This is a genomic window from Oceanospirillum maris DSM 6286 (assembly GCF_000422865.1).
Classification (GTDB): Bacteria; Pseudomonadota; Gammaproteobacteria; order Pseudomonadales; family Halomonadaceae; genus Oceanospirillum; species Oceanospirillum maris.
Genome location: NZ_AUGW01000003.1, coordinates 43771 through 68965, shown reverse-complemented (window position 1 = coordinate 68965; position 25195 = coordinate 43771). Strand labels below are relative to the sequence as shown.

Genomic DNA, 25195 nt, shown 5'->3' with positions numbered 1-25195 from the left:
TAAAAAAAGATAAGAGAAGGAAGCAATAATGAAAGTTAATACGAAAACGCCCACCCTAGCTAAGAAGACACTCGCAAAAACGCTCGCGGCCATTACCGCAACCCTTTCTGCCAGTGCCTTTTCCCTTGCGCTTTCTGGTAGTGCCCATGCTGCAGACTGTTCAACGATCCGCTTCTCTGATGTTGGCTGGACGGATATCACCGCTACTACGGCGATTACCTCTGAACTGGTTAAAGGCTTAGGCTATACGCCAAAAACCCAGCTGCTATCGGTACCTGTTACCTATACATCTTTAGCCTCTGGTGAGCTGGATGTTTTTCTGGGTAACTGGATGCCAACGATGGAAGGCGACATCGCTAAATATCGCGATAACGGCACGGTGGAAACCGTTAAAACCAATTTAACCGGCGCTAAATACACGCTGGCGGTCAACAAGGCGGCCTTTGATGGTGGCGTACGCACTTTTGCTGATCTTGCTAAATTCAAAAGCAAATTCCGAGGTCGTATCTACGGTATTGAGCCGGGTAATGATGGTAACCGTCTTATCCAAGATATGATCGACAAAGGTGCCTTTGATCTAAACGGCTTCAAGCTGGTCGAGTCCTCTGAAGCGGGTATGTTGTCTGAAGTGAAACGGGCGGAACGCCGTGACAAGTGGGTTGTTTTCCTAGGTTGGGAGCCACACCCGATGAACAGCAATTTTGATATTGAATACCTTGATGGTGGCGATGACTGGTTTGGCCCCAACTTTGGCGGTGCAACCGTACACACCAACACCCGTAAAAATTACAGCCAAGAATGCCCAAATGTGGGCAAGCTGCTGACCAATCTTGAGTTCTCCCTAGGCATGGAAAACCAAGTGATGGGTGCGATTTTGGACGATGGTAAGAAACCTCAGCAAGCGGCTAATGCATGGTTGCGTAACAACCCAGAGGTACTGAAACAGTGGCTAAACGGTGTCAAAACACTGGATGGCAAACCGGGTCTGCCTGCGGTTAAGCAATACTTAAAACTGTAATTGGTTTAGATTTTAGAAAAGCAGACCTAGGCTTTAAACGGTTGTTGAATGATCACCCTGAATCATGGGCATTCCGTTTAAAGCCTTGAGGTCTAATATTTTGAAAGTCTAACGCCGTAAAAAGTGTAACGCTTTAAAGTAAGACCCTCTGAACTATCCCTCGCTGCCTTTGTCAGCCGCATGTATGTTGTAAACAACACTCGGGTAACCCGATATGAACTGGATCACTGAACACAAGCTTCCCATGGGCCAATGGATGGAGTCCTTTGTTGACTGGCTGACTGGAAATGCCGCCGGATTTTTTGATGCTATCGCTTTTTCCTTAGAATGGTTGATTCTAGGTGTCACCGATATTCTACTTTTCACCCCCGCTGGCATTTTAATCGCCGGTATTGCCATACTGAGCTGGTGGCTACAACGCTCCATCGGCTTAGTGATTTTTGTGGTCGCTTCTTTACTCTTTATTGCCAATTTAGGCTACTGGTCAGAGATGATTGAAACGCTAGTATTGGTGCTTATGGCGACCTTTATGTGTGTTCTCTTTGGTATTCCGATCGGTATTCTTGCGGCTCACTATCCAAAATTCAATATTGCTATTCGGCCTGTGTTGGATCTGATGCAGACCATCCCAACCTTCGTTTACCTGATCCCTACTTTGATTCTTTTTGGTCTAGGCGTGGTGCCGGGGCTAATCTCAACCATTATTTTCGCCATTGCAGCCCCTATTCGCTTAACCGCGTTGGGTATCAGCAGTGTGCCTGAAGAGCTATTAGAGGCCGGAAAAGCCTTTGGTGCGACGCGCTCGAAGTTACTGTTTAAAGTAGAGCTGCCCGCGGCCATGCCAAATATTATGGCAGGCGTTACCCAGTGCATTATGTTGTCACTTTCGATGGTGGTTATCGCTGCGCTGGTTGGTGCTGACGGTTTAGGTAAGCCCGTTGTTCGTGCGCTTAACACTGTTAATATCGCCCAGGGTTTTGAAGCAGGCTTAGCCATTGTCTTGGTTGCTATTATGTTAGATCGCCTGTGCAAGCAACCGAACCGTGATCGCTAAGGAGCCTGACACCATGAGCACAAATACAGAAAAAAATATGATAGAGATTAAAAATCTAGACGTGGTGTTTGGCGAAAAGCCAGAGCAAGCCTTAGCACTGCTAGATAAGGGATTGTCACGTCAGGAAATTATTGATCAAACCGGCTCTGTAGTTGGTGTACACAATGCAAACTTAAGTGTTAAACAGGGTGAGATTTGCGTACTGATGGGCTTATCTGGCTCGGGTAAATCCAGTCTTTTACGCACCTTAAACGGCTTGAATCCGATCACCCGTGGCAGCTTGAAGGTCTGTGACGGCGATAATGTTATCGATCTGGCTAATTGCGATGAAAACACCCTGCAGCACCTGCGCACCCATCGTATCTCTATGGTGTTTCAAAAGTTTGCCCTGATGCCTTGGTTGACGGTGCTAGAGAATGTTGCCTTTGGTTTAGAGATGAAAGGCATCGGTAAAAAAGAGCGCCAGAAAAGTGCGATGGAGCAGCTTGATATGGTGGGCTTAAGTGATTGGGCGCACTCCAAGCCCCATGAGCTATCCGGCGGTATGCAGCAACGTGTTGGTCTTGCCCGCGCTTTCGCAATGGATACCGATATCCTGCTGATGGATGAGCCTTTTTCCGCCCTTGATCCCTTGATTCGTGCTCAGCTACAGGATGAGTTGATCGAACTGCAACGCAAGATGAAAAAAACCATCCTGTTTGTGAGTCATGATCTGGATGAGGCCCTAAAGATTGGTAGTCATATTGCCATTATGGAATCGGCTAAAATCATCCAGCATGACAAGCCAGAAGATATTGTGCTGCATCCTAAAACCCCTTACGTCGAAGATTTTGTTGCCCATACCAACCCGCTGAATGTTCTTGGTGGACGCACGCTAATGACAGGCCTTGATCTGCTTACGACAGAACAAAAAAATGATGAGCGCCGCATTATTATTGACCGCAATCACCATTACTGGGTGCGTTTACAAAACGGCAAGGTTGAGCAAGCAGGGAAAGGTGATGACATACTGCCGGTTGGTGAATGGCAGGAAGGCGACGGCGTTAAAGGCCAATTCGCCATTGCCACACCGGATATCAGTATGCGTGACGCCATCAATCTAAGGTTTAGCAGCCGCCTGCCGGTGCTGTTACAGGAGGACGGCCAGTTTACCGGTGTTCTCAATGATAATAACTTTTACTACGCCTTACTCGGTAAGCACTTTGTAGCGGATTGATTTTTAGGGGTAAAGGCGGTTAAGTAACCGCCTTGTCCTATACTTTTATTTTGTATTTTCGTTTTGTACTTTTGCTTTATGGCAAGCACTTGTAGATATCAAAACCGATTTTTCCCTCTTCAGCTGCATCAGTCTGGACGATGGTATCCCCACCCATATCAACAGCTTGGTTTTTACCTAAGGTGATTAACTCTTCAAGAACGGTTTCTTGGTTACGGGTTAAGCCTGCAACCTTGTCTTTTACAAATGAAACCGTGTGCCCCAGTTTTTGGCAACCCGCTACATTCATCTGTTTTACTAAGGCAACTTGATCACTACCTTCTACAGGTTTTACCCAGCTACAGGCTGACACCAAAGCTAGCCCTGATAGTAATACACCTACTTTTATTAATGATTTTGTATTCATGTTATGTATCTCCTTTTGACTCAATAGGTTATAGCACGAGATCCCCTGTCGGTAAAAAATGCTTTTTTATTACCGGTGGCAGCTCTGTCTTGTTATTTTTTCGTATGAAACCCTATCTTAGATTGGACACTAATCTTTAGGTCTGTAAAATTTATCCATACCTTCAAAAAACGGACTCCGTTATGAAAGCATTGCTCACTTCTCTTCCTCTGGCATTAGCGCTCAGCGTGCCGCTTACGGCTCAAGCCGCTGACGACACGTCTTGCGGTAAGGTTATTATCGCGGATATGAACTGGAATACGGCCACGTTAATGGCGCATATTGATCAGTTCGTTCTGCAAAATGCTTACGGCTGTACTGCTGAATTAGTGCCCGGTGATTCTGTGCCGACCAGTACCTCTATGATAGAGAAAGGAGAACCAGATATTGCGCCGGAGCTCTGGACTAACTCGTCAAAGGCGCAGCTGGACCAAGGTGTAAAAGAGGGTCGCTTGCTTTATGCCGGTAAGGTGTTATCGGAAGGCGGTGAAGAGGGGTTTTGGGTGCCAAAATATATGGTTGATCAGTATCCAGAGCTTGCAACGATTGACGGTGTCCGTAAACATGCTGATTTATTTGATCACCCAGAATATGATGACCGTTCGGCCTTTTATGGCTGCCCTGCGGGTTGGGTGTGTCAAATTACGGCAGGGCATTTGTTTAACGCCCTCAATTTAGAGGATGCGGGGTTTGAGATGGTAGACCCCGGCTCTGGTGCTGCTTTAACGGGTTCTTTGGCTAAAGCTTATGATCGTAAGGCCCCTTGGTTTGGCTACTATTGGGCTCCAACGCCGGTGATGGGTAAATATCCAATGGTCAAGGTTGATTTTGGCACCGGTGTTGATTTGGAGCATTACCGCAACTGCACCACCCAAGCGGATTGTACGAGTCCTCACGTGACGCAATACCCCGCTGCACCAGTACATAGTATTACCACTACCGATTTTGCCAAGAAAGCACCGGCTGCTTATCAATATATCGCCACTCGCAGCTTTACCAATCAGCAGATGAGCACTCTTTTGGCTTGGATGGAAGATAATCAGGCTGATGGCGAATACGCCATGGAGCATTTTATGCTCACCTATCCTGATATTTGGCAAGAGTGGTTGCCAGCGGATAGGGCTGAAAACCTAAAACGCGCGGTTGATCGCCTTTAATTGATCGACTTTAAAGCGCTTAATTTCGAAAAAAGCGGCAATGTTCAAACAGCCTCGCTATTTCATGATGTTATCTCGCTATGATTAGGGCCGCGTGGGCGGCCTTATTCTCTTAATTTTTTACTCCTAGACCCTACAGGATGCTCCATGGCTGACGCCCTTTGGCTCTCTGAATTCCCTGAAATGGAGCGTGCAGATCTACGTGCTATCCGTAAAGCACTGGACGGCGCCTACCGAGATTTTTCCCGTGCGTATGGCGACCAGATCGAAAGTTTCTTTGATCCTCTACTCTCTTTATTAATCGGCTTTGAGCATCTTTTGTTAACCACGCCTTGGTGGCTGGTTATTTTGGTGATTTCGGCGATTAGTTATTTGGCTAGCCGCTCGATTAAACTTTGTTTAGGCGTCGCAATTGCTTTCTTTGCTATTGGCTACTTTGGTATGTGGGAAGACACCATGCAGACGATGAGTATTATTCTGGTCTGTACGTTACTGGCTATCGCTATTGGTGTTCCCGTTGGTATTTTGATGGCTCGTTCAAACCGTCTGCAAAGTTTGTTAACGCCTGCGCTGGATGTGATGCAGACGATGCCCGCGTTTGTTTATCTTATTCCCGTGGTTATGTTGTTAGGGATCGGTCGTATTCCTGGGGTTATTGCGGTTATTATTTATGCGATTCCTCCAGTGATTCGCCTCACTAATTTGGGCATACGTTTGGTGGATAAAGATGTGTTAGAGGCCGCCACTGCTTTTGGGGCCGGTTATTTAAAACGTTTAACCAGCGTGCAGCTACCTTTGGCGCTACCAACTATTATGGCTGGCATTAATCAGACGATTATGATGGCGCTTTCGATGGTGGTTGTGGCTTCTATGATCGGTGTGAAGGGATTGGGGCAGCCGGTGCTTAAGTCGATCACTAATCAGTATTTTACCTTGGGATTACTCAATGGCTTGGCTATTGTTGTATTGGCGATAGTATTTGATCGTATCTCCCAATCTTATGCCCACCGTAGTCAGCGTCATCTTCAGAGGGCGCAGCATGACTGAGCCTATTATCCGCATTAAGCATCTGTCTAAGGTTTTCGGTAAACAACCGCAAAAAGTGATGCCTTTAGTTCGTCAGGGCATTCACAAAGACACTTTATTAGCTGAGCACGAACATGCGCTAGGGCTAAGGGATATCAATCTGGATATTCTACCCGGTGAGATCTTTGTCATTATGGGCCTGTCGGGTTCTGGGAAATCCACGTTAATACGACACTTTAACCGCTTGATCGACCCAACTGAGGGCGAGATATGGATTAAAGGCACCGATATTACCCAGCTAAAAAACAAGGCTCTAGAACAGTTTCGCCAGCAACACCTGTCTATGGTGTTTCAGCGCTTTGCCTTGCTACCGCACCGAACGGTATTGGATAATATCGCCTATGGACTGGAAATTCAGAAGGTTGATAAACCCAAGCGTCGGGAAAAAGCCCGTTACTGGCTAAAGCAAGTGGGCTTGGAGGGATATGATGCACAATATCCTAATCAGCTCTCTGGTGGGCAACAGCAGCGCGTTGGTCTAGCCCGTGCATTGTGTACCGATGCTGATATTTTGCTTATGGACGAGGCGTTCTCAGCTCTTGATCCGTTGATTCGAGCCGAAATGCAGGATCAGCTAAAGCAATTGCAAAGCCGGTTACGCAAAACAATCGTTTTCATCACCCATGATTTAGATGAAGCGGTCAAGCTGGGCGACCGTATCGCCATCTTAAAAGATGGTATTTTGGTACAGCAGGGAACACCGGAACATATATTGCATAATCCTGCAGATGAGTATGTGGAGGCCTTTGTGCAAAATGTTCGACGCTAGAACGCTAGTCTTACTCATTGTTTTCTATCAATAAAATACATTTGATTAGTTTTTTTATCAGTAGAAAATACAAGAAGGGAACTTTACCTTACTTAACTGGACTAATGGTTTTCTGTTGTGATATATAAGTCCTTTCTTATGGATGGCTCGTTTATGATTAGGGCAGGAATTCGTTAGATTTTAATGGAACAAAGGTGTCCTGTTTATAAAATGGAACCTATAAATATGATTAGCTGGAGATAAAAAAATGATGGCAATGGGACTAAAAAAATCTTTAATCGCGGTATCTATGGCGTCAGCTCTTTTTCTAGGAGCGAACAATGTCATGGCCGATACTCACGGTAAAGGTCAAATGGGTCAGTGTGGCGAAACTAAATTGGCTGATCATATGGGTGAAATGAAAGATCACCTTAAAGCCTATAAAAATGCAGCTAAATCGGATGATTGGGCTGTTATGGCTGATAGCCGTGAAGCTCTTTTAGAGCTGTCTGCTAGCTCAAAAGAAGAGACACCTTTCAAGGCTCAGGGCAAGTCTAAAAGTGAGCAAGCCAAAATGAAAGGTAACTACCAAAAAGGTATGGAAAAGCTTGAAGACCTTTTAGCTCAACTGGGTGAGGCTGAAAAAGCTAAAGATTCTGATAAAGTTATGGATCTGATGCAGCAAATTGGTAAACACACGAAAAAAGGTCATGAAGCCTTTAAACAGAAGTGTGATGACGAGTAGTCTTCGTTTACGTTAAGAAAAGTGTGAATAAAACCTGACATCGCGTCAGGTTTTATGTTTTTGTCCGCTTCAACCTGTTTTATTCCATGTACTTGGCCTATCCATCAAACTGTTGATCATCTATCTAATAAAAAAGCTTCAACATGAACTTGCTTAACCGACGACTGTCTCACCGCTGCAAGTTTGCTATGCTTGCCATGCTGTTTTATTGACATAATATTTTATTTAATAGGAATCGACTTTGAGACACTCTTCTGGCTTTTCCGCCTATCCTTCGGTCATCCTTTTTTGGGTGTTGTTTCTAGTTATTATTATCCAGAGTAGCCTTGCCTACGGGGCGAAAAGTGACTGGATAGAAACACCGCAAGCTAAAGCTCGCCTGCTTATTGCCGCTGTTGAAGATGGGCCTACGGCCTCGACAAAGACATTAAAAGCGGGTCTTGAAATCACCATGGATGATGGCTGGAAAACGTACTGGCGTACGCCGGGAGCCGCTGGTATTCCGCCAAAAATTATCGCGATAGACAATAGTGTTGTTCAAAATATAGCCTTGTATTATCCCGCGCCATTAAGGCTCGATTTTCAAGGATTTCAGCTCTACGGTTATGAGAAACGGGTTATCTTTCCTCTTGATTTAACACTTGAGTTACTTTCCCTAGAATCTCTTTCTCTTGATCCTGCTACCCAAGAAAGAAGTGGCGATATTGCCCTGGATGTTAGAATTTTAATCTGCCGTGAGCTATGTATCCCTGTCAGTTTTAAGCCCGTGATTCCTAGGGACGCACTGCCAAGTGATTTAAGCCAAAACGGTATGCTTGATGTTGATGCGGCGTTTGAAATCAGTCAGTTTATCAGTCAAATACCTCGCAAGGCCTCGACCGCAGGGGTTCACACGTCTCAGATTCAATTGGATGCCGCGCAAAAACGTGTAGAGATTCAGCTACAGTTGCCTAAAACGATGCAGCTTTTAGATTTATTTCCCGAGCTGACACCGGAGCCAGAGCTAGATGCACCGATTATCGCAGCGCCTCAAGCCATTGAAGACAGTACCGATCAATTATGGCGTGCCCAATTCCCTATTCAGCGCAAGCGCCTACCCAGTGAAACAGAACCCGCTCATTTAGTGATACGCACGCAGCAGGGTGATTTTTCTCTTAATGTGGACTGGCAGCCCTTGCAGAAAGCTCTAACCCTTATTAAGGGTAACCCTGTTACCGCCAGTCATGGCTCTGCTGTCAGTGAGCCGAATACAGATCTTTGGTTGATGCTGCTAATGGCGCTAGTGGGCGGTTTTATTCTTAACTTCATGCCCTGTGTGTTGCCGGTACTGTCGATTAAGGTGCTGCATTTAATTAAGCATAGTGAGCTTTCTCAAGGTCAAATTCGCCGCAGTTTTATCGCCACCGCAGCCGGTATTGTCAGCTCTTTTATGCTGCTAGCTGCCGTTTTGATCGCTTTAAAAGCAAGTGGACAAGCCATTGGCTGGGGGATTCAGTTTCAGCAACCGTTGTTTATTGGTGCCTTGGCGCTTATCGTCGTGGCTTTTGCCGGTAATCTTTGGGGGTTGTTTGAGTTTCGTTTGCCTTTATGGGTCGCTCAAATCGGCAATAAAAGCCATTCGACCGCGGCGCATAACGAGCACTCACTCACAAGCTCGTTTGCCCAAGGTGTGCTGGCAACGTTGCTGGCAACCCCCTGTTCTGCACCCTTTTTAGGCACCGCTATTGGCTTTGCTTTCTCCCAAGACAATCAAAGCTTGTTACTGATCTTCCTTGCTCTTGGCGTTGGCTTGGCCTTGCCCTATCTTTTGATGACCTTAAAACCGACGTGGGTTTATAAACTGCCTAAGCCAGGTCGTTGGATGCTGACCTTAAAGCGAGTGCTTGGTACGGGGCTGTTAATTACTGCGGGATGGTTGTTTTGGGTGTTGTCTGACTTAATCGTGCTGACCGGTGTCGTTGCAATAATAAGCCTGGCGTTGCTTTGGTGGTTACTGATAAAACGTCATCGTCTTCTTTGGGCTTTGCCGATTATCGCCTTAGCTTTAATCCCTTGGTTGCCACCATCAACGACAAACACTCTTGCTGTTGAAGATGCAGAGGACACCTTGTCGTGGGTAGCCTTTGAACCTTCCCGCATCGATGCCTACGTGGCTGATGGCCATGTTGTTTTTATCGATATAACCGCGCGTTGGTGTGTTACCTGCATGGCGAACAAGATTGCGGTGATCAATACCGATCCTATCCAACAAGCCTTAAGCGCTGAAGGGGTTGTTCCTATGCGAGGTGATTGGACGCGCCCTGACTCTGTGATTAGCCAGTATCTCAGTGACCATCAACGCTTTGGCATCCCTTTTAATGCTGTTTATGGCCCAGGGGCACCAAACGGAATCCTTCTGGGTGAAATACTCAGTAAAGCCGCGCTACTGTCGGCTATTGAGCGGGCCAAAGGGTTAAACTGATCGCGAGATAGGCCCATCAAGTAAAAGCTATTCAATGTGAACAGCTATTTAATATAAGTGAATACAAGTAGGAGAAGTGAGCATGGAATCGACACCAGATAAAGCACAACAGGCGGTAAAAGTTTGGGATATTAGTATCCGACTTTTTCACTGGTCTCTGGTCGTTCTTATTGGTTTTTTATGGTGGAGCGGCACGGAAGGGGTCGAGATGGATAACCATGTTCTGGCTGGGTATACCGTGCTAGGCCTTATTATTTATCGCATTGTTTGGGGGTTTTTAGGCAGTTATCACGCGCGCTTTATTAATTTTATTCGTTCTCCGATTAAAACAATTAAATCGATACCTGATGTGATGTCTGTGCATAGCGATTCTCACTACGTTGGTCATAATCCGGTTGGCGGATGGATGGTGGTTGCGTTAATTCTTATCTTACTTGCGCAGGGTTTTAGTGGCCTTGGCACTACGGACGACATTTTTATTGACGGCCCTTTAGTTCCATACTTGAGTGACCAATGGATCTCGCGCCTTAGTGAGATACACCTGCTGTTGCCTGATTTTCTTATTGGATTAGTTGTACTGCACGTGGCCGCTGTATTGTTTCATGATGCGTTCAAGCGGGAGCGTTTGATTAAAGCGATGGTCACCGGCGTTAAAAAAGTGCCGTTATCAATGGCTCAATCGGTACGACAGTCAGAGCTGCCCGCTATCCGGTTCTTGATTGTGGTCGCCCTGCTTTCGGCTCTTGGTTGGTGGCTGATCAGTAACTTTGGCTAGTAGTGTATTAATAAGAATGATGCCATAAAACAAATGGTGATAAGCAAACAGCCCACTGGTGAGGCTGTTTGTTTTTTTCTATCTTTAAGCTATTTCAGTCTGCTGCAGCTGATCAATCCAACGGCCAATCCAGTCACCGGCAGGTTCTGTGGCATCAAAATGTTCTGCAGAATCAATCTCTAGTGGTCGGCCGATACGCTGGCCTCCATATTCTGCCAAGACGGCATCCATTTTTTTACCAGCATCGCAGAATGTCTCATCATAAGAACTATCACCTAATGAGATAATGCCGTATTTAAGCTGAGATAATGCTGCACCATTCTCTTGCAGCTGATGATAAAACTTATCAAAATTTGGCGGAAAATCACCTGACCCAGTGGTTGAGCAAACGATCAATATCCCTTCTAGTGTTTTATTCTCTAAATCAGCGATACTCGGGTCTTCTGAAATATCAACGCGGCAACCTTTTGCTTCAAGCTCTGGTTTAACATGCTCTGCAACGTCACGGGACCCACCGTAGACGGTTCCTACCAAAATTTTAATTGTGGCCATAAACGCTCCTGTTAACCAACTGTTTTGTCCTATTAACCAGCTATCTTACCCAGTTAACCAACTATTTTAGTCGGAATTATAGTGATTCTTATAAAAAATTTATACACTTTTTGATGCCTATCAAGGCGGTTCATTTGTATTATTTATGATCTATGTTTAGTCTGAACACTTATTTGAAAAAGCTAACGATAAAAATAGTTGGTTTTACAATATAACGGTTTTACACGACTCCGCTTTGACACAACTCTATAACAGCACAAGGATGATCCCTATGTTTGCTCAGGATTTTAATGAACTTGGTTACCTTTCTAGCCACAGAGCGCTTAACCACGATCTGCCGACGATACTGATGGTACACGGCGCGGGACTTAACCATGCCCAATGGAATGAGCAACTTACAGGATTACGTGATCACGCTAACATGATCGCCGTTGATCTACCCGGTCATGCGATGAGCGCCCATCATGGCGGTGATCAAAGTATTGCTCACTACGCTCATACTCTTTCAGAGTTGGCTCAAGAGCTTGGTAGCGAGCAACTCATCTTAGCGGGTCACAGCATGGGCGGTGCGGTTTGCCTTGAATTTGCTATGCAGTACCCCGATCAACTTGCGGGCTTGGTGCTGGTTAATACTGGGGCGCGCTTAAAAGTTCAGAGCACTTTTTTAGAGCAAATCCATGATGATTATCCTCTATTTGTTCGCACGCTTGCTCAATACGCGTTAAATGACACCGTTGATCAAGATATTAGCGACCAATTTATAGAGCTGCTGATGCAAAGTGAACGCAGTGCCGTTTTTAACGATTTCTCCAGCTGTAATAGCTTTGATCGTCTTGATGATATTGGTGAAATTGCCTGTCCTGCCCTCGTGATTAGTTCAGACCAAGATAAAATGACTCCGCCCAAATACGGTGAGTTTCTAGCGGAACAACTCAAGCAAAGCCACTTTGCCTTAATTGAAGGCGCTGCGCATTTAAGCCCTATGGAGCAGCCTGAGGCGGTAAACGGTGCCATTATTAGCTTTTTGAATCGACTGAATGGTCATTAATCGGGCTTTTTAACGAAATAGTGCGAAATTCTCTGGCTGACCGGTTGCCCAATAATCAATGCTGTTTCTCCGATGGTGCTCTATTTATCACCTTATGGTAAACTAATTTAATGTTTTTTGGTTTACCAAGGGTGGTTTATGCAGGATACGAGTCTCTGGTTTCCCTATGCTCAAATGAAGCATCTGGAAGTCAACTATGAAGTGGAAACGGGCGAAGGCCCTTACATTCAGCTGACTAACGGTATGCGCCTGCTTGATGCCACCTGTTCTTGGTGGTGTATGATTCATGGTTATAAGCATCCAGATATTACCGAGGCCATTCACGATCAAGCGGACAAGCTTTCCCACGTGATGCTGGGTGGGCTAAAAAATGGCCCTGCTGTGGCGCTGGCGAAGAAATTGGTTGAGATTACACCAAATGGGTTAAACCATGTTTTTTACAGTGACAGCGGCTCTGTAGGCATGGAAGTCGCCATGAAGATGGCTGTCCAGTTTTGGCAAAACCAAGGCTTGCATAGAAAATTCAAAATGGCCTCTCTTATGCGGGCTTATCATGGGGATACAACCGGTTGTATGTCGGTTTGTGATCCCGAAGAGGGTATGCACAGCCTTTTTAGTGGTTTGTTACCTAAGCATCATTTTGCGCCCGCTCCGACAGCGGTATTTGATGCAACCGCAGAGGAGGTTGCCCCTGATATTGCCGCCCTACGTCAGGTTTTTGAGCAACACCATGAAGAGATTGCCGGCTTTTTAGTGGAGCCTTTGCTTCAGGCGGCTGGTGGGCTAAATATGTATAGCCCTATCTATCTTCAAGAAGCCCGTAAGCTCTGTGATGAGTTCAATATTCTCTTTATCTTTGATGAAGTTGCCACGGGGTTTGGGCGTACCGGTAAGCTTTTTGCCGCAGAATACGCTGCGGTTACCCCCGATATTATGGTGTTAAGCAAAGGATTAACCGGTGGCTATATTGGGCACGCCGCGACGATCGCTACCGATCGTGTGTTTGATGCCTTTTGGGATGATGATCCGAGCAAAGCTTTTATGCATGGCCCAACCTTTATGGGGAACCCCTTGGCCTGTGCTGTTGCCCTAAAAAGCATTGAGGTGTTTGAGCGAGATAATTACCTTGAGAAAATTGCCGTACTGAATCAACTATTAAAAGATGAGTTACTTAGCTTTCAGCATGATGAGGTTTTAACGACACGGGTGTTGGGCGCAACGGCTGTTATCGAAGTGAAAAATGCCAGTAGTCTAGCGGGTATACAAGATTTTGCCGCTCAACGAGGCGTTTGGCTGCGCTCTTTTGGTTGTTATCTGTATACGATGCCGCCTTATATTATAACGCCAGAGCAGCTCAGAAAAATCACGCAGGTAATGAAAGCTTGGTTTGATCGGTGAAAAATATGCGGGTTTAGTCTTGGCTTTTTATTACCGCCTCGACCATCCCCGCGCTTATTTTCTATTCTGTTTTGACGACGTTTTGATGACAATAACAACGTTAGCGGTTAATAGATTCCCGTTTAACGGCATTTAGCTTGCAGTCATCTTATAGGCATTCAGCATCCAGAACCCCCAGCTCTACCAAAGGATTCCATTCACCGGATAGCCATAGCGCGACCTGATCTGCAGATTCTGCCTTGGCAAACATAAAGCCTTGCCCTTGATTGCAGTGATGGCTTCGCAGGAAGTTTAGCTGAGCTTCGTTTTCAATGCCTTCTGCCACAACTCTTAAGCCTAGACCTTTTGCCATGGCGATAATGGTGGAGGCTAAACGAGCATCATCGGCGTTATCTGCAACATCCATCACAAAAGCACGATCGATTTTAAGGGCGTCTAAGGGCAGTCGTCGAAGATAGCTTAAAGAGGAATACCCGGTTCCAAAGTCATCAATCGAGATACTAATACCTTGCATCCTCAGGGCATGCAAAATATCGGCAATACGGTCGGCCTGTTCAGGGATAAAGCAACTTTCTGTCACTTCTAATTCTAGCCAGCTTGCCTTAGCCCCCGTATTTTTCACAATACGAGCAATAGTGGCAGATAAGTCACCTTTCATTAACTGCTGAACGGATATATTTACCGCAACCGGGACAACGTTGTAACCGGCGCTATCCCACTCAACCAATTTACGGCAAACATCTTCTAAAACCCACTCACCCAAGGTGCCAATTAAGCCTAGTCGCTCCGCCACTGGGATAAATTCCGCAGGGGATACGATTAAGCGGCTTTTTTTATCATGCCAACGCAGTAGTGCTTCAAAGCCCACTAACCGGCCTGTATCCAATTCAATTTTAGGCTGATATTTAACTTCAAATTTGCATTCTTTGATCGCTTTTCTTAAGCGTGTTTCTATCGTCAACTCTCGAACTGAGTCGTAATGTAGGGCATCGGTATAACGGTGATAACTGCCTCGGCCATCGGCTTTAACGCGATACATCGCTGCATCGGCATTCTTAATAAGATCTTCTGGGTTTAAACCATCATCAGGATAGATGCTGATACCTATGCTGGTTGAGATATAAAGCTCATGGTTACCGACCGAGATCGGCTCGCTAACGGATTCATTAACCCGCTGAGCTAAAACCATCAGTCCTTCCATCGAGTCGACCTCTGGCACCATAACGGTAAACTCATCACCGCCTAAACGGGCGACAGAGTCCCCTTCCCTAACCGTATGTGCTAAACGTCCCGCGACAACTTTAAGGACTTCATCGCCGATCAGGTGTCCTAGAGAGTCGTTGATACGCTTAAACATATCCAGATCAAGGAACAAAACCGCTAAACGGTGTTGGTGGCGCTGGGCATTAGAGATTGCCTGCTCCAGTCGATCTTGAAACAAGCGACGGTTAGCGACCCCGGTTAAATCATCAAAAAAAGCTAAGCGCCGAATGCGTTCTTCATCTTTTTTACGGTCGGTGATGTCGCTAAAAATAGCGGCAAATTGGGCTATCTCTCCATCATCATCGTAGATACCGGTAATGGTCAGCCACTCAGGGTAAACTTGACCATTCTTACGACGGTTCCAAATTTCACCTTGCCAATAACCGTTATGCTGCAGTTCATTCCAAAGATGGTTGTAAAAATCGGCAGAATGGCGACCAGAACTGAGCAATTTAGTGCTTTGGCCTATCGCTTCGACTTCGCTATAGCCCGTTACTTGCGTGAACTTGGGGTTTACCGACTCAATGATGCCCCGCTTGTCGGTGATGATAATACCGTCAAGGCTGGCTTCAATCACGCGCTGGGCTAAGCGTAAATGGGTGGTTGATGCCTTTAAGGCTTCGTCTCGGGAATGTAAGGCTTCTTGCAGTCGATTAACGTATTCGTACTCAACGCTGTCTAGAATATCACTGTAAGATAAAATCCCTATTAAACTGCCTCGATGATTAGTAATACCTAAATGGCGAAAGCCTTTTGTCTTCAGTAGATTGCTGGCTTGCAGTAGTCCTGTATCTTCATCAACGGCATAAAGCTCGTTATGGCATACCTCTTTTAAGGTGCGATCGGTAACATCCGTTGCCAGCCAGTTAACAATGTCTCGTTCTGTGATAATACTGTAAGACTGCTCTTCATTTCTGCGAACCGCCGCCGCATCACGTTGGCTTTCTTGCAGGCGAACGACGGCATCAGATAGCGAAAGGTTTTCATCAAGAACAAGGGGGGCTTGCTTAAGTGCTGTGCGAACATTACGCATACAAAGGTAATGCTCTAAACCTTGAGACCGAATAACATCGGACTGGGACACCACTCCCATTGGGGTTTCGTCGTGGTCGACGACAAGGAAATGTCGACGGCGAAGTCTTTGAAATTTAAGCGCTATTTCACTTAAACTTTCATCAGAAAATACGGTATCGACCGGTGTGCTCATGTAATCGCTGATTTTTCTCTCGCCGATATGGCGATCGGTAAAATCCAGTTTACGGGCATCAGCCTCGGTCCAAATACCGACAGGTTTACCTGCATCCATAACAAGGATCGAACTGACATGATGCTTATTCATTTCCAGGGCCGCATCATGCAAACTGGCCTCTAGGCTACAGCTTAATAAGCTGTTATGAATAACGTCACTAACAGGTACATCGGTTGTAAAGGTCATTCGACGATCTATTTTTTTTTCTTGTGCTGGCTTATGCTTCAATTCAAACACCAATCCATTCTCCGGCTGATACGTCCGTGTTAAGCGCCCGTTAAAGTATGTTTCTATCCTTCTAGCAACGAGGCCAGCAACCCTTTTACTTGTGTTACTTCAAAAGGTTTATCACACAGCGCTGAAACCCCTGCCTGTTTAACGGAACTAAGGCGAGCTTCATTTTCCTCAGACGTGACCATGAGGATAGGGACGTGAGACAACTCTGTCTCATTGCGGATATAGCTAATGAGCTCCTGCCCGTCCATATTCGGCATATTGTAATCGGTCAGGATCAGATCAAAAGAATTATTTTGGATAATATTGCGGGCATCTAATCCATCAACGGCTTCGGTGATATCAACAATGCCAATTTGACTCATAACACGAGCTAAATGTTTGCGCGCCATTCGGCTGTCATCAACAATTAACAGGCGCACACTGGATATATCATAAAGCTCAAGATCCAGCTCATCTGGGCTGATATAGTCGATGGTGGCTAAAAGTGCTCGGTGTAAATCTTGGCGTGAGAAAGGCTTAGGCAGTAAAGCGATAACTTTGGATTGGCGTACCGCTTCTAAGTTATCGTAGTTTTGTTCGCTAGAAACGACCATAACAGGAATATCTGCCGTTACAGGGTCTCTTTGTAGCAGTTCAACAAGTTCCGCAGCGGTAGCATCGGGTAAGTACATTGATGTAATAAGAAGATCCGGCTGAAACGTTTTAAGTCGCGCATAGGCTTCACGGGCACTTCCCACCCCTTCCACGGTAGCGACGCCTTCTCCTTCTAGTTCATTAATAATGATTTTACGCTGAGTATTGGAAGGTTCTACCAAAACAATTGATAAGTCCTGTACGGCCAAGCTTTCCATAGAGCAATACTTCCGGAAGGTAAGATGTAAACAAGAAGATTTTTAATTATTCTGCAATCCTATGCAATTTGCAGCAAAAGATCACTAGTGAAAAGCATTGATCCGTAAAAAAATGAGCTAAGTCGTGAAAAATCATCGACTTAAAAAAGGCTAAGCTGTTCGCAAGGGCCTTCGGGGTCACGTAGACGAACACCAATTCCTAGTAACCGAATATTAAGATCGCCTCGGCCGACCGCTTCCTGTACCAAGGGTTGGAAGCATTTCGCATTAATCCAGTCTGTTGTGGTTGAACGTATACCTGTTAGATGTGCGGTATTCAGCGTACTTTCTACCGTTGTTGCCGTAAAGTCAGCGAAGCGCACCTTAGCGAAGACACTTCGCACTTGGCGAGATTCATAACCTTGATAGCGCTGAGTAAGAATCGGCAGCAGTTTGTCTAGGGCCAGTTGTAACTGATGACTATCGCTGATGTTTTGTGAGAAGGTGCGTTCAACGCTGACTGATTTGCGTATGCGCTCGGTAACAACCTCACGGTAATCATCCCCTCTGGCTCTTTGATAAAGGGTTATACCAAACTTACCGAAAACGTCGCTCAGCTCGGTCATCGGTAATGTTTGAAGGTCTGCACAGGTTAGAATGCCTCGCTTTTTAAGTTTTTCTTCCGTGACCTTACCTACACCATGAATTCGTCCTACGGCTAAGCTAGGTATAAAATCTGCAACGTAATCAGGGTGGATAACGAATAAGCCGTCGGGCTTTTGCCAGTCAGAGGCGACTTTCGCTAAGAATTTATTAGAGGCGATGCCGATCGAGATGGTTACGCCAACCTGTTGCTGAACCTCCGCTTTCAGCCATTGCGCCATTCGGGTGGCGCTACCTTGAAAGTCGGACACATTAGAAACATCAAGGTAGGCTTCATCAATAGAAACCACCTCGACTCTATCGGTGAGCTGGTAAAATATAGCGCGTATTCTAGCGGCAGTTGCTTTGTATTCGTCCATTCGCCCGCTACAAAGAACTAGCTTGGGGCACAGTTTTAATGCCTGAGCGGTTGGCATGGCGGAATGCACACCGAAAGCGCGGGCGGCATAGTTGCACGTTGCGATAACCCCACGCTTATCCGCCGAGCCACCCACCGCAATGGGCTTATCTCTTAAGGCTGGGTTGTCTCGCATTTCTACCGCGGCAAAAAAGCAATCACAATCCGCATGAATGATTTTCCGTGGCTTATTCTTTCTATCGCCGTCCATTATCCTGTCGCCGCCCATTACCCTTTAATCCATCTCGTATCAGATTAGCCAGCAATGGTTGCGCCAACGACATCGTCGGCCCAAGCCATGGCTTCCACATAGCACTCCGTCAACAATTTATGATCAAAGCTGCTTTGCTCAACAAAAGCCCAGTCACCGCGCTCATAAGCTTCGATCACTTCTAGAGCATGCCCTAAAGGGCCTTCAAAATGGATTAACGCAGCTTCTACGCTAGGGTGAAGGGATAAATCTTCTAAAATAGAGGCTAACGGACGATCAAAAAAAGCATCCAGCATTGATAATAGGCCTACGGTAAAGTAGTTCTCCGGGGGAGACAGTTTACTTCTCGTTGCCAAGCATTCGCACATTTTGGCCCTTAAGAGTGCGATAGGCATTAGGGTATCACCCCGACGACTCGATCCCGCTAAAACCATCATACTGACCAAGGATTTAAGATTATCGAAGCCGAGCAAGACAATGGCTTGGCGTAGGCTTTCGATCTTTCTTGGCAGTGAATACTGGGCTGAGTTGATATAGCGTAAAATTCGATAATAAAGCTGAGGGTCCCGGGAGATCTGCTGCTCTATTTCGCTGATATCAGGTTCTTCTTGATGGAGCATCGCCATCAGCTGAGTTAAAACGATACCGCTATCAGACTTGGGGCGATTCTGCATAGTTTCAGGCTTGGATATAAAATAACCCTGAAATAAGCTAAACCCCATCTGCTTACAGGCTTCAAACTCTTCCCATGTTTCAATTTTTTCCGCTAATAGGGGAATATTCAACCGCTTAAGAATAGAGACGCGTTTTTCTAAGACCGCCGTTGAACAGGCCATAACGTCCAGCTTGACGATATCGGCGAAGGGTAAAAAGGCTTTGGTTTCTTGTGTTAAAACGAAATCATCAAGGGCAATGGTATAGCCTTGCGCCCGAAGTTTCTTAAGGGCGGCTAATACCTCTGGCGTGGGCTTAATATCTTCAAGAACTTCTAACACAATGCGTGATGCGGGTTCCGGCAACATATCGCCTTTTAGCAACCATTCATCGGTCATATTAATAAAAACGGGGTGTTTATCCGCAAGACGGTCAATACCAATATCCATAAAGGCAACGGTACAGACCCGAGCTGTTGCTTCATGAGGGCTGCTAACGGAGGCGCTGATAGATGAAGTTGTATTGCGATATAGCAGCTCATAGGCGACTAGATTCAAGTTCTTATCGCAAATAGGCTGACGAGCAATACAGTACTCTTCCTGAATACCGCTTCGTTTTAGAATACCATCGTTCGAACCAGTTTGGTTAGCATGCATAGAAAACGATCCTCAATCGAAGGCACTAAGCGCTTATTGCGCAGGTATTGCGCAGAAGTAAATACCAATAATAAACAGGGTGGCATTATAGGTGGAATATTTAAATTATATATTATAATTGAATCATTAAGATTCAGATTCAACTAAAAACATAAAAAAGAAAGGCATAAAAAAAGAGGTTTTCAAGTATAACCGAAAACCTCTCTAAAATTTAAAACCCGTATCGTAAAATATTAATCTTCACCTAAATGTTTAGGCAAAATTAAGTTGAGCATAATACCAACAATCGCGCACAGACTAACGCCTTGCAAGCTGAATTCACCACCACCGATATACATGCCGCCTATACCAAAAACTAGAATCAGAGCAACAATACTAAGGTTACGTGGGGCTGTTAAGTCTTGGCCTGATTTAACCAAAGTATTCATACCAACAACAGCGATAGAGCCAAAGAGTAAGGTCATAATCCCGCCCATAACAGGAACAGGAATTGTCTGTAGTACTGCGCCCATCTTACCGACAAAAGCTAAGACGACGGCAATAATGGCAGCCCAAGTCATTACGATTGGATTGAAGTTGCGTGTCAGCATAACCGCACCAGTTACTTCGGAATAGGTTGTATTAGGTGGCCCACCAAATAGTGCGGCGGTTGATGTGGCTAAACCATCGCCTAATAACGTGCGATGAAGCCCCGGTTTTTTCAGATAATCTTTACCGGTTACTTGGCTAATAGCGACCATATCACCCACATGCTCAATGGCAGGCGCAATGGCGACAGGCACCATAAAGAGAATCGCCTGCCAATGGAACTCTGGTAATGTGAACGCTGGCATTGCGAACCAAGCGGCTTCTTCCACTGGCGCAAAACTCACAATTCCCATCATTAGTGACAGGGCATAGCCTGAAACAACACCGGCTAAAATAGGAATTAAGCGAAAGACACCCTTTGAAAAAACCGCAACTAACAGGGTTATAAGCAAAGAGAACATTGAGACAAGAATAGCCTTGTCATACTCAACCAGTACAATGGAACCATCACCTGCTTTGCCCATCGCCATATTTACTGCAACCGGAGCCAAAGCTAAACCAATCACCATAATCACTGGCCCAACCACAACGGAAGGCAAAATACGGTGAAGAATTCCCGCGCCTTTTACCCGAACAATGCCACTAAGCAGCATATACGCTAAGCCTGCAGCAAAAAGGCCACCCATCGTAGCGGGAATCCCCCAGCTTTGAACGCTAGCGATAATCGGTGCGATAAAAGCAAAAGAAGATGCTAAGAAAACCGGTACTTTCCCCCGAGTAACGATCTGAAATATTAAGGTACCAAAACCTGCAGTAAACAGTGCCACATTAGGATCAAGCCCTGTCAGCAGGGGCACTAGAACCAAGGCTCCAAATGCAACAAACAGCATTTGAGCTCCGGTAAGAATTGTTTTCGGAGAGGTCGCGGAAGCGAATTGATTTTCCGTTGTCATGCTACATCCTGACATTTTCATTATTTTAAGAATTAGAAAAGCGTTTTTTTATAATTCGGAAAGCAAAACGATCTACAGCGTACCGAAGATTTTATCACCTGCATCGCCTAAACCAGGAATGATATAACCTTTATCATTTAAATGGTCATCAACCGATGCGGTGAAAATTTCGATATCAGGATGGGCATTTAAAGTCCGTTCAATACCTTCAGGTGCAGCAACCAGCACAATCACTTTGATATCTTTACAACCTGCTTTTTTCAGCATATCAATCGTGGCAATCATTGAGCCGCCGGTTGCCAGCATAGGATCAATCACTAAGCTAATACGCTCATCAATTTTACCCACGAGCTTTTCAAAGTAAGGGACAGGCTCCAAAGTTTCTTCATTACGCTGTAAGCCAACAACACTGACTTTAGCGCTAGGAATCAAGTTGATAACGCCGTCCATCATGCCTAAACCCGCACGAAGAATGGGTACAACCGTGATTTTCTTACCCTTGATGTGTTCTACTTGAATATTAGAACCGTCCCACCCTTTGATGGTGACATATTCCATTTCAAGGCTTTGGGTTGCTTCGTACGTAAGGAGTGTTCCGACCTCGGCGGCTAGCTCGCGGAAACTTTTGGTGCTAATACCATACTGGCGCATTAAGCCTAGCTTGTGCTGGACGAGCGGATGTTTGATTACATTAACGGACATGGGAACCCTCAAATCGACACGCATAAAATTTAAATCGTAGCACTCCGCCGGCGAACATCAGGCAGCATAAACGAGTGCTAGAGGGTAATTATGCGATAGTCTTTAAAACGAAGGTATAGCTTTAGCAAAAAAAAGTGGTAACAAACACTTACGATTTATTTTTAGCCGTGCCAGAAGACGGCTGATAAACATGATCTTGATAGACCAAATTCTTTTTAGGATTAACGGTGCGATCTGCTGATAGCGTCAAAATAGCGGACTCAAGACGGGCCTTACGAAGCTGTTCCTTAAGGGGTAGACCTTGCCAAGCATTATGTGGCATAGGCGGCAACTCAAGTTCTTTACGGTCCTTCTCCATCGTGGTGCCTTTGTCGAGCATCACATTCAACAAATTGCGTTTACCAGACATAAGCTCAGATAGCAGCACAATGCCGAGCAGCCTCTTCAGGCGCAATTCGCTAATTTTAGATGAATCAGTCATTAAATACCCTTTAGCCCCGTTTTTTACTCTGCTAGTGTTACGACAGACAATTATTTGCGCGAATGATAATAACCTGATTTAAAGGACTTGCCTACGCCAAGGCCTTCAATTTATTAAATATTAATACAAAGCAATTCTTTCAAATAAAAAAGGATTGTTAAAAAGTCTTATTTTGAGTATTTATATTGAATCCAGCTAATAAAATACACTTTTTCATTCGTTAACCTAAGTCACACAATGGTAAAGAAAAGTAGCGGTAAACTTATAAAAGTGGAATCCAAAACGACTTTATGGTGAAGTCGCTTAACTTCATGTGTGCTTAGCTCAGGGCGATCCAATGCTATGAACCCAACCAATAATAATGATAGTAAAAATATGGATATTGCAGCTATACCTACAACCGAGAATCCGTCTGGAATGACGCCAAATGCAGAACAATCCTCCTCTAAAGCTAAGGAGAATGTGACGGGTTTGGATTTTGCCGTCAACAACAACGGTAAATTGATTGCGACATTCAAACCAACCCCTCAGATGCAGCCTATTTCAGTGGAGGCCATTCGCCAGATGGTTGCCGACGAAGGCTATCTTGAGGCTGATATTCCCCTTTATCCTGATCGTTTAGCTGATCTTGCCAAAGGGATAGAACAACGACGAAGCTTTGAAATTGAGATTGGCGGCCCCGTTGATTCTGAAATGCGAGTTTACACTTCTCCAGATCAAACTATTGCCGGTGTTGAAATTACGCCAGCCATGGGCAGCGGCGCGCCCCTTACGAGGGAAGTGTTTGATCAGTTATTACAGAAAAATAGGATCTTTCGCGGCTTAGACACCGCGTTTATTGATCAGACGTTTTCTGACGACCAACTTGCAAAGATAACGGAACCTTGCTGCTATTTAATTGCCTTCGGGCAAAAGCCAAAAGATGGCGAGGATGGCGATATCATTCCTCTTGTTGATGAGGTTTCTGAACGACGGCCTAAAGTGTTAAAAGGCACCCATGAAAAGGTTGATTTCAGAGAACTTGGCGACTTTTCGGTACTTCCTGCAGAAACACCGTTATTTAAATTAACGGAGCCTGTCAGCGGTGAAGATGGTTTTTCTGTTAACGGAAAAACCATCAAAGCTTACAACGGCAAAGAGAAAAAGATAAAAATGGACTCCAGTGTCCGCCCCGACTATGCCGACCGACGTACTTATGTTTCAACGATAAAAGGTATGCCCGTATTTACGGATAAAGGCGTGCATGTTGAGAATATTTTGAAGCTGGAAGAAGTCAGCCTAGGCTCGGGTAATATCCGCTTTGATGGCAGCGTACAGGTTAAGCAAGGTGTAAGCCCTGGTATGTTATTAGAAGCCACTGGGGACGTTAAAATTGGTGGGCTGGTTGACAACGCTACGGTTATATCCGGCGGTAATGTCGAGATTGCCGGTGGTGTTATTGGTCAAAAATCTCCCCATTTAAACGCGGAACAACCCACTAGAGAAAATGCCGTTGTTCGAGCGAAAGGCATGATTAAAGCTCGCTTTATTCAAGATGCATGGGTTGAAAGTAATGCGAGCATTTTTGCTCAGACACTTATCATGCATAGCCGACTTTGGGCTTCAGATTCTATCAAGCTCTCTGGTGCCGGTCAGCTTGTTGGTGGCCACGTACGTGCCACGGAATATATTGAAGCGGGACAACTTGGAACGCTAGCATCCGTGCCAACCATTCTAGAGGTTGGCCCACTGGATGCTGTCCGTGATGAAATGAGTCAAGTTCAGCAGAAATTACGTGAGGGCATGGCACAAGCCCAGCAGTTAAAAGACCTTATTCATCGAATTCGAGAAGAGAGACGCCGAATCTCTCCCGAGAAAAAAGAGCAGATTCTGAAAGCCCGAGAAACCATTAGCAAAGCAATGGCAGGGTTAGAACAGCGCCGCCAAGAGCTAGAGGACGAGATGCAGTCGCGTCGTAAGGCCCGTGTTAAAGCGCTTAAAAAGGCCTACTCTGGCTGCAACATTGTTATCGCCGATATTGGTCGTGTACTAAAAGAGGACTTCGGTAAAGCGACCTTCTATCTAGAGTCTGGGGAGATTCTTTTGCGGTAGCGCTCTAAAAAACATACTCTAAAAATGATGACCGATTAAACGCCGGTTACACCTTAGAAATACCATAGGCCATAAACCTTTTATAGGGTTTTATGGTCATGTCTGGGGCGTAACCGTTTTTTTAGTGTTAATCGTTCTAGCAGGCAACAATACCAATCTGGCTGGCGATCCAGACCATCAGACCTGTAAATATAGCGCCGACTAAACCCATTATTGCCCATTGGGCTGTGCTAAAAAGGCTGGTGACAACTTTTTTGCTATTTTCTTTTCCGTTATGTTCTTCTGAGGGCAGTTCGCCACGGATTTTTTGTCGTTCAATTTCTTGGGCGGCTTCTAAAAGAAGTTTTACCTCTGGTGACGCTTTGTTAATCAAAAACTCTGCAGCATCTACCCAGTTTGGATTACGTTTACCAACTTTTAAGGCTCTTAATGCCGATGCTGACGACTGAAACTGTACTTTTTCCTGGGCCATGCGGTCCTATCCCCTTCTGTGGAGCGACCAACATTACCCCCAGCGGAACCGTTTGACAACTTAGCTGAAAAAACCATCTTAAGAATCCCCTTGCACCTAGTCTTT

The 25195-nt window shown here is 45.4% G+C and carries 21 protein-coding genes and 1 pseudogene; 12 read left to right on the top strand and 10 right to left on the bottom strand.

Going from position 1 to position 25195, the window contains the following annotated elements; genetic code table 11:
- Nucleotides 1-28 precede the first annotated feature (28 nt).
- The 3 genes from G517_RS0100295 (at nucleotide 29) to choV (ending at nucleotide 3288) form a co-directional block, all read left to right on the top strand.
- Entirely contained in the window at nucleotides 29-1018 is a 990-nt protein-coding gene (locus tag G517_RS0100295) for a choline ABC transporter substrate-binding protein (RefSeq protein WP_036589958.1), read from the top strand.
- Between the two features lie 214 nt (nucleotides 1019-1232).
- Entirely contained in the window at nucleotides 1233-2072 is an 840-nt protein-coding gene (choW, locus tag G517_RS0100290; protein ID WP_028302727.1) for a choline ABC transporter permease subunit, read from the top strand.
- A gap of 13 nt (nucleotides 2073-2085) precedes the next feature.
- On the top strand, nucleotides 2086-3288 hold the full coding sequence (gene choV, locus G517_RS0100285) for a choline ABC transporter ATP-binding protein (protein WP_028302726.1): 1203 nt from the start codon (nucleotides 2086-2088) through the stop codon (nucleotides 3286-3288).
- Between the two features lie 76 nt (nucleotides 3289-3364).
- On the opposite strand, the gene G517_RS0100280 is transcribed toward choV, so the two are convergent.
- A complete protein-coding gene (locus G517_RS0100280) occupies nucleotides 3365-3694 on the bottom strand; it encodes a DUF4156 domain-containing protein (RefSeq protein ID WP_028302725.1) in 330 nt (109 codons plus the stop codon).
- A 182-nt stretch (nucleotides 3695-3876) separates the two neighbouring features.
- Here G517_RS0100280 and G517_RS0100275 point away from each other — a divergent pair, with 182 nt between their 5' ends.
- The 6 genes and pseudogenes from G517_RS0100275 to G517_RS0100250 all read left to right on the top strand — a co-directional run bounded on the left by G517_RS0100275 (nucleotide 3877) and on the right by G517_RS0100250 (nucleotide 10705).
- Entirely contained in the window at nucleotides 3877-4890 is a 1014-nt protein-coding gene (locus tag G517_RS0100275) for an ABC transporter substrate-binding protein (protein WP_028302724.1), read from the top strand.
- A 147-nt stretch (nucleotides 4891-5037) separates the two neighbouring features.
- Nucleotides 5038-5937: an ABC transporter permease gene (locus G517_RS0100270; RefSeq protein ID WP_028302723.1), complete on the top strand. Its 900-nt coding sequence runs from the start codon at nucleotides 5038-5040 to the stop codon at nucleotides 5935-5937.
- Nucleotides 5930-6742 (top strand): annotated as a pseudogene (locus G517_RS17145) (quaternary amine ABC transporter ATP-binding protein); the annotation flags it as partial. The gene G517_RS0100270 and the pseudogene G517_RS17145, both read left to right, overlap by 8 nt.
- A gap of 250 nt (nucleotides 6743-6992) precedes the next feature.
- The gene (locus G517_RS0100260) at nucleotides 6993-7469 is read left to right on the top strand and encodes a cytochrome b562 (protein WP_028302722.1); all 477 of its coding nucleotides are present in this window, start codon (nucleotides 6993-6995) and stop codon (nucleotides 7467-7469) included.
- Nucleotides 7470-7710: 241 nt separating this feature from the next.
- Nucleotides 7711-9930, top strand: a complete 2220-nt coding sequence (locus G517_RS0100255; protein ID WP_028302721.1) for a protein-disulfide reductase DsbD family protein — start codon at nucleotides 7711-7713, stop codon at nucleotides 9928-9930.
- 82 nt (nucleotides 9931-10012) lie between these two features.
- Nucleotides 10013-10705, top strand: a complete 693-nt coding sequence (locus G517_RS0100250) for a cytochrome b/b6 domain-containing protein (protein ID WP_028302720.1) — start codon at nucleotides 10013-10015, stop codon at nucleotides 10703-10705.
- Between the two features lie 84 nt (nucleotides 10706-10789).
- Here G517_RS0100250 and G517_RS0100245 read toward each other — a convergent pair whose 3' ends face one another.
- Nucleotides 10790-11257: a flavodoxin domain-containing protein gene (locus tag G517_RS0100245; RefSeq protein WP_028302719.1), complete on the bottom strand. Its 468-nt coding sequence runs from the start codon at nucleotides 11255-11257 to the stop codon at nucleotides 10790-10792.
- A 271-nt stretch (nucleotides 11258-11528) separates the two neighbouring features.
- Between G517_RS0100245 and G517_RS17140 the strand changes: the two genes are divergently transcribed.
- Both G517_RS17140 and bioA read left to right on the top strand, forming a co-directional pair.
- Nucleotides 11529-12305 carry an alpha/beta fold hydrolase gene (locus G517_RS17140; protein WP_051205761.1) on the top strand — a complete coding sequence of 259 codons (777 nt, stop codon included), beginning with the start codon at nucleotides 11529-11531 and terminating at the stop codon, nucleotides 12303-12305.
- Between the two features lie 138 nt (nucleotides 12306-12443).
- Complete coding sequence (gene bioA, locus G517_RS0100235) at nucleotides 12444-13703, top strand: adenosylmethionine--8-amino-7-oxononanoate transaminase (protein WP_028302718.1); 1260 nt, start codon at nucleotides 12444-12446, stop codon at nucleotides 13701-13703.
- A 148-nt stretch (nucleotides 13704-13851) separates the two neighbouring features.
- Here the strand turns inward: bioA and G517_RS17135 are convergent, their stop codons facing one another.
- The 7 genes from G517_RS17135 to G517_RS0100200 all read right to left on the bottom strand — a co-directional run bounded on the left by G517_RS17135 (nucleotide 13852) and on the right by G517_RS0100200 (nucleotide 22527).
- Nucleotides 13852-16401 (bottom strand): EAL domain-containing protein, encoded by a 2550-nt coding sequence (locus G517_RS17135; RefSeq protein WP_036590006.1) that lies wholly within the window; start codon nucleotides 16399-16401, stop codon nucleotides 13852-13854.
- A gap of 104 nt (nucleotides 16402-16505) precedes the next feature.
- Nucleotides 16506-17303: a response regulator gene (locus tag G517_RS0100225; RefSeq protein ID WP_028302717.1), complete on the bottom strand. Its 798-nt coding sequence runs from the start codon at nucleotides 17301-17303 to the stop codon at nucleotides 16506-16508.
- Nucleotides 17304-17443: 140 nt separating this feature from the next.
- Nucleotides 17444-18553: a DNA polymerase IV gene (dinB, locus tag G517_RS0100220; protein ID WP_036589956.1), complete on the bottom strand. Its 1110-nt coding sequence runs from the start codon at nucleotides 18551-18553 to the stop codon at nucleotides 17444-17446.
- A 44-nt stretch (nucleotides 18554-18597) separates the two neighbouring features.
- Nucleotides 18598-19863, bottom strand: coding sequence for an EAL and HDOD domain-containing protein (locus G517_RS0100215; protein WP_051205757.1), 1266 nt, complete (start codon nucleotides 19861-19863; stop codon nucleotides 18598-18600).
- 233 nt (nucleotides 19864-20096) lie between these two features.
- A complete protein-coding gene (locus tag G517_RS0100210) occupies nucleotides 20097-21344 on the bottom strand; it encodes a uracil-xanthine permease family protein (protein ID WP_028302714.1) in 1248 nt (415 codons plus the stop codon).
- Nucleotides 21345-21416: 72 nt separating this feature from the next.
- Nucleotides 21417-22046, bottom strand: a complete 630-nt coding sequence (gene upp / locus G517_RS0100205; protein WP_028302713.1) for a uracil phosphoribosyltransferase — start codon at nucleotides 22044-22046, stop codon at nucleotides 21417-21419.
- Nucleotides 22047-22194: 148 nt separating this feature from the next.
- Nucleotides 22195-22527, bottom strand: coding sequence for a hypothetical protein (locus G517_RS0100200; protein ID WP_028302712.1), 333 nt, complete (start codon nucleotides 22525-22527; stop codon nucleotides 22195-22197).
- A 342-nt stretch (nucleotides 22528-22869) separates the two neighbouring features.
- Here G517_RS0100200 and G517_RS0100195 point away from each other — a divergent pair, with 342 nt between their 5' ends.
- Nucleotides 22870-24618 (top strand): flagellar assembly protein A, encoded by a 1749-nt coding sequence (locus tag G517_RS0100195; RefSeq protein WP_028302711.1) that lies wholly within the window; start codon nucleotides 22870-22872, stop codon nucleotides 24616-24618.
- 136 nt (nucleotides 24619-24754) lie between these two features.
- Here the strand turns inward: G517_RS0100195 and G517_RS0100190 are convergent, their stop codons facing one another.
- Entirely contained in the window at nucleotides 24755-25090 is a 336-nt protein-coding gene (locus tag G517_RS0100190; protein WP_028302710.1) for a hypothetical protein, read from the bottom strand.
- Nucleotides 25091-25195 lie beyond the last annotated feature (105 nt).

Bases quoted from the DNA above. Each gene is read 5' to 3' on its own strand.
- G517_RS0100295 (WP_036589958.1), top strand. From the start codon at position 29: ATGAAAGTTAATACGAAAACGCCCACCCTAGCTAAGAAGACACTCGCA.
- choW (WP_028302727.1), top strand. From the start codon at position 1,233: ATGAACTGGATCACTGAACACAAGCTTCCCATGGGCCAATGGATGGAG.
- choV (WP_028302726.1), top strand. From the start codon at position 2,086: ATGAGCACAAATACAGAAAAAAATATGATAGAGATTAAAAATCTAGAC.
- G517_RS0100280 (WP_028302725.1), bottom strand. From the start codon at position 3,694: ATGAATACAAAATCATTAATAAAAGTAGGTGTATTACTATCAGGGCTA.
- G517_RS0100275 (WP_028302724.1), top strand. From the start codon at position 3,877: ATGAAAGCATTGCTCACTTCTCTTCCTCTGGCATTAGCGCTCAGCGTG.
- G517_RS0100270 (WP_028302723.1), top strand. From the start codon at position 5,038: ATGGCTGACGCCCTTTGGCTCTCTGAATTCCCTGAAATGGAGCGTGCA.
- G517_RS0100260 (WP_028302722.1), top strand. From the start codon at position 6,993: ATGATGGCAATGGGACTAAAAAAATCTTTAATCGCGGTATCTATGGCG.
- G517_RS0100250 (WP_028302720.1), top strand. From the start codon at position 10,013: ATGGAATCGACACCAGATAAAGCACAACAGGCGGTAAAAGTTTGGGAT.
- G517_RS0100245 (WP_028302719.1), bottom strand. From the start codon at position 11,257: ATGGCCACAATTAAAATTTTGGTAGGAACCGTCTACGGTGGGTCCCGT.
- G517_RS17140 (WP_051205761.1), top strand. From the start codon at position 11,529: ATGTTTGCTCAGGATTTTAATGAACTTGGTTACCTTTCTAGCCACAGA.
- bioA (WP_028302718.1), top strand. From the start codon at position 12,444: ATGCAGGATACGAGTCTCTGGTTTCCCTATGCTCAAATGAAGCATCTG.
- G517_RS17135 (WP_036590006.1), bottom strand. From the start codon at position 16,401: ATGACCTTTACAACCGATGTACCTGTTAGTGACGTTATTCATAACAGC.
- G517_RS0100225 (WP_028302717.1), bottom strand. From the start codon at position 17,303: ATGGAAAGCTTGGCCGTACAGGACTTATCAATTGTTTTGGTAGAACCT.
- dinB (WP_036589956.1), bottom strand. From the start codon at position 18,553: ATGGACGGCGATAGAAAGAATAAGCCACGGAAAATCATTCATGCGGAT.
- G517_RS0100215 (WP_051205757.1), bottom strand. From the start codon at position 19,863: ATGCATGCTAACCAAACTGGTTCGAACGATGGTATTCTAAAACGAAGC.
- G517_RS0100210 (WP_028302714.1), bottom strand. From the start codon at position 21,344: ATGACAACGGAAAATCAATTCGCTTCCGCGACCTCTCCGAAAACAATT.
- upp (WP_028302713.1), bottom strand. From the start codon at position 22,046: ATGTCCGTTAATGTAATCAAACATCCGCTCGTCCAGCACAAGCTAGGC.
- G517_RS0100200 (WP_028302712.1), bottom strand. From the start codon at position 22,527: ATGACTGATTCATCTAAAATTAGCGAATTGCGCCTGAAGAGGCTGCTC.
- G517_RS0100195 (WP_028302711.1), top strand. From the start codon at position 22,870: ATGAACCCAACCAATAATAATGATAGTAAAAATATGGATATTGCAGCT.
- G517_RS0100190 (WP_028302710.1), bottom strand. From the start codon at position 25,090: ATGGCCCAGGAAAAAGTACAGTTTCAGTCGTCAGCATCGGCATTAAGA.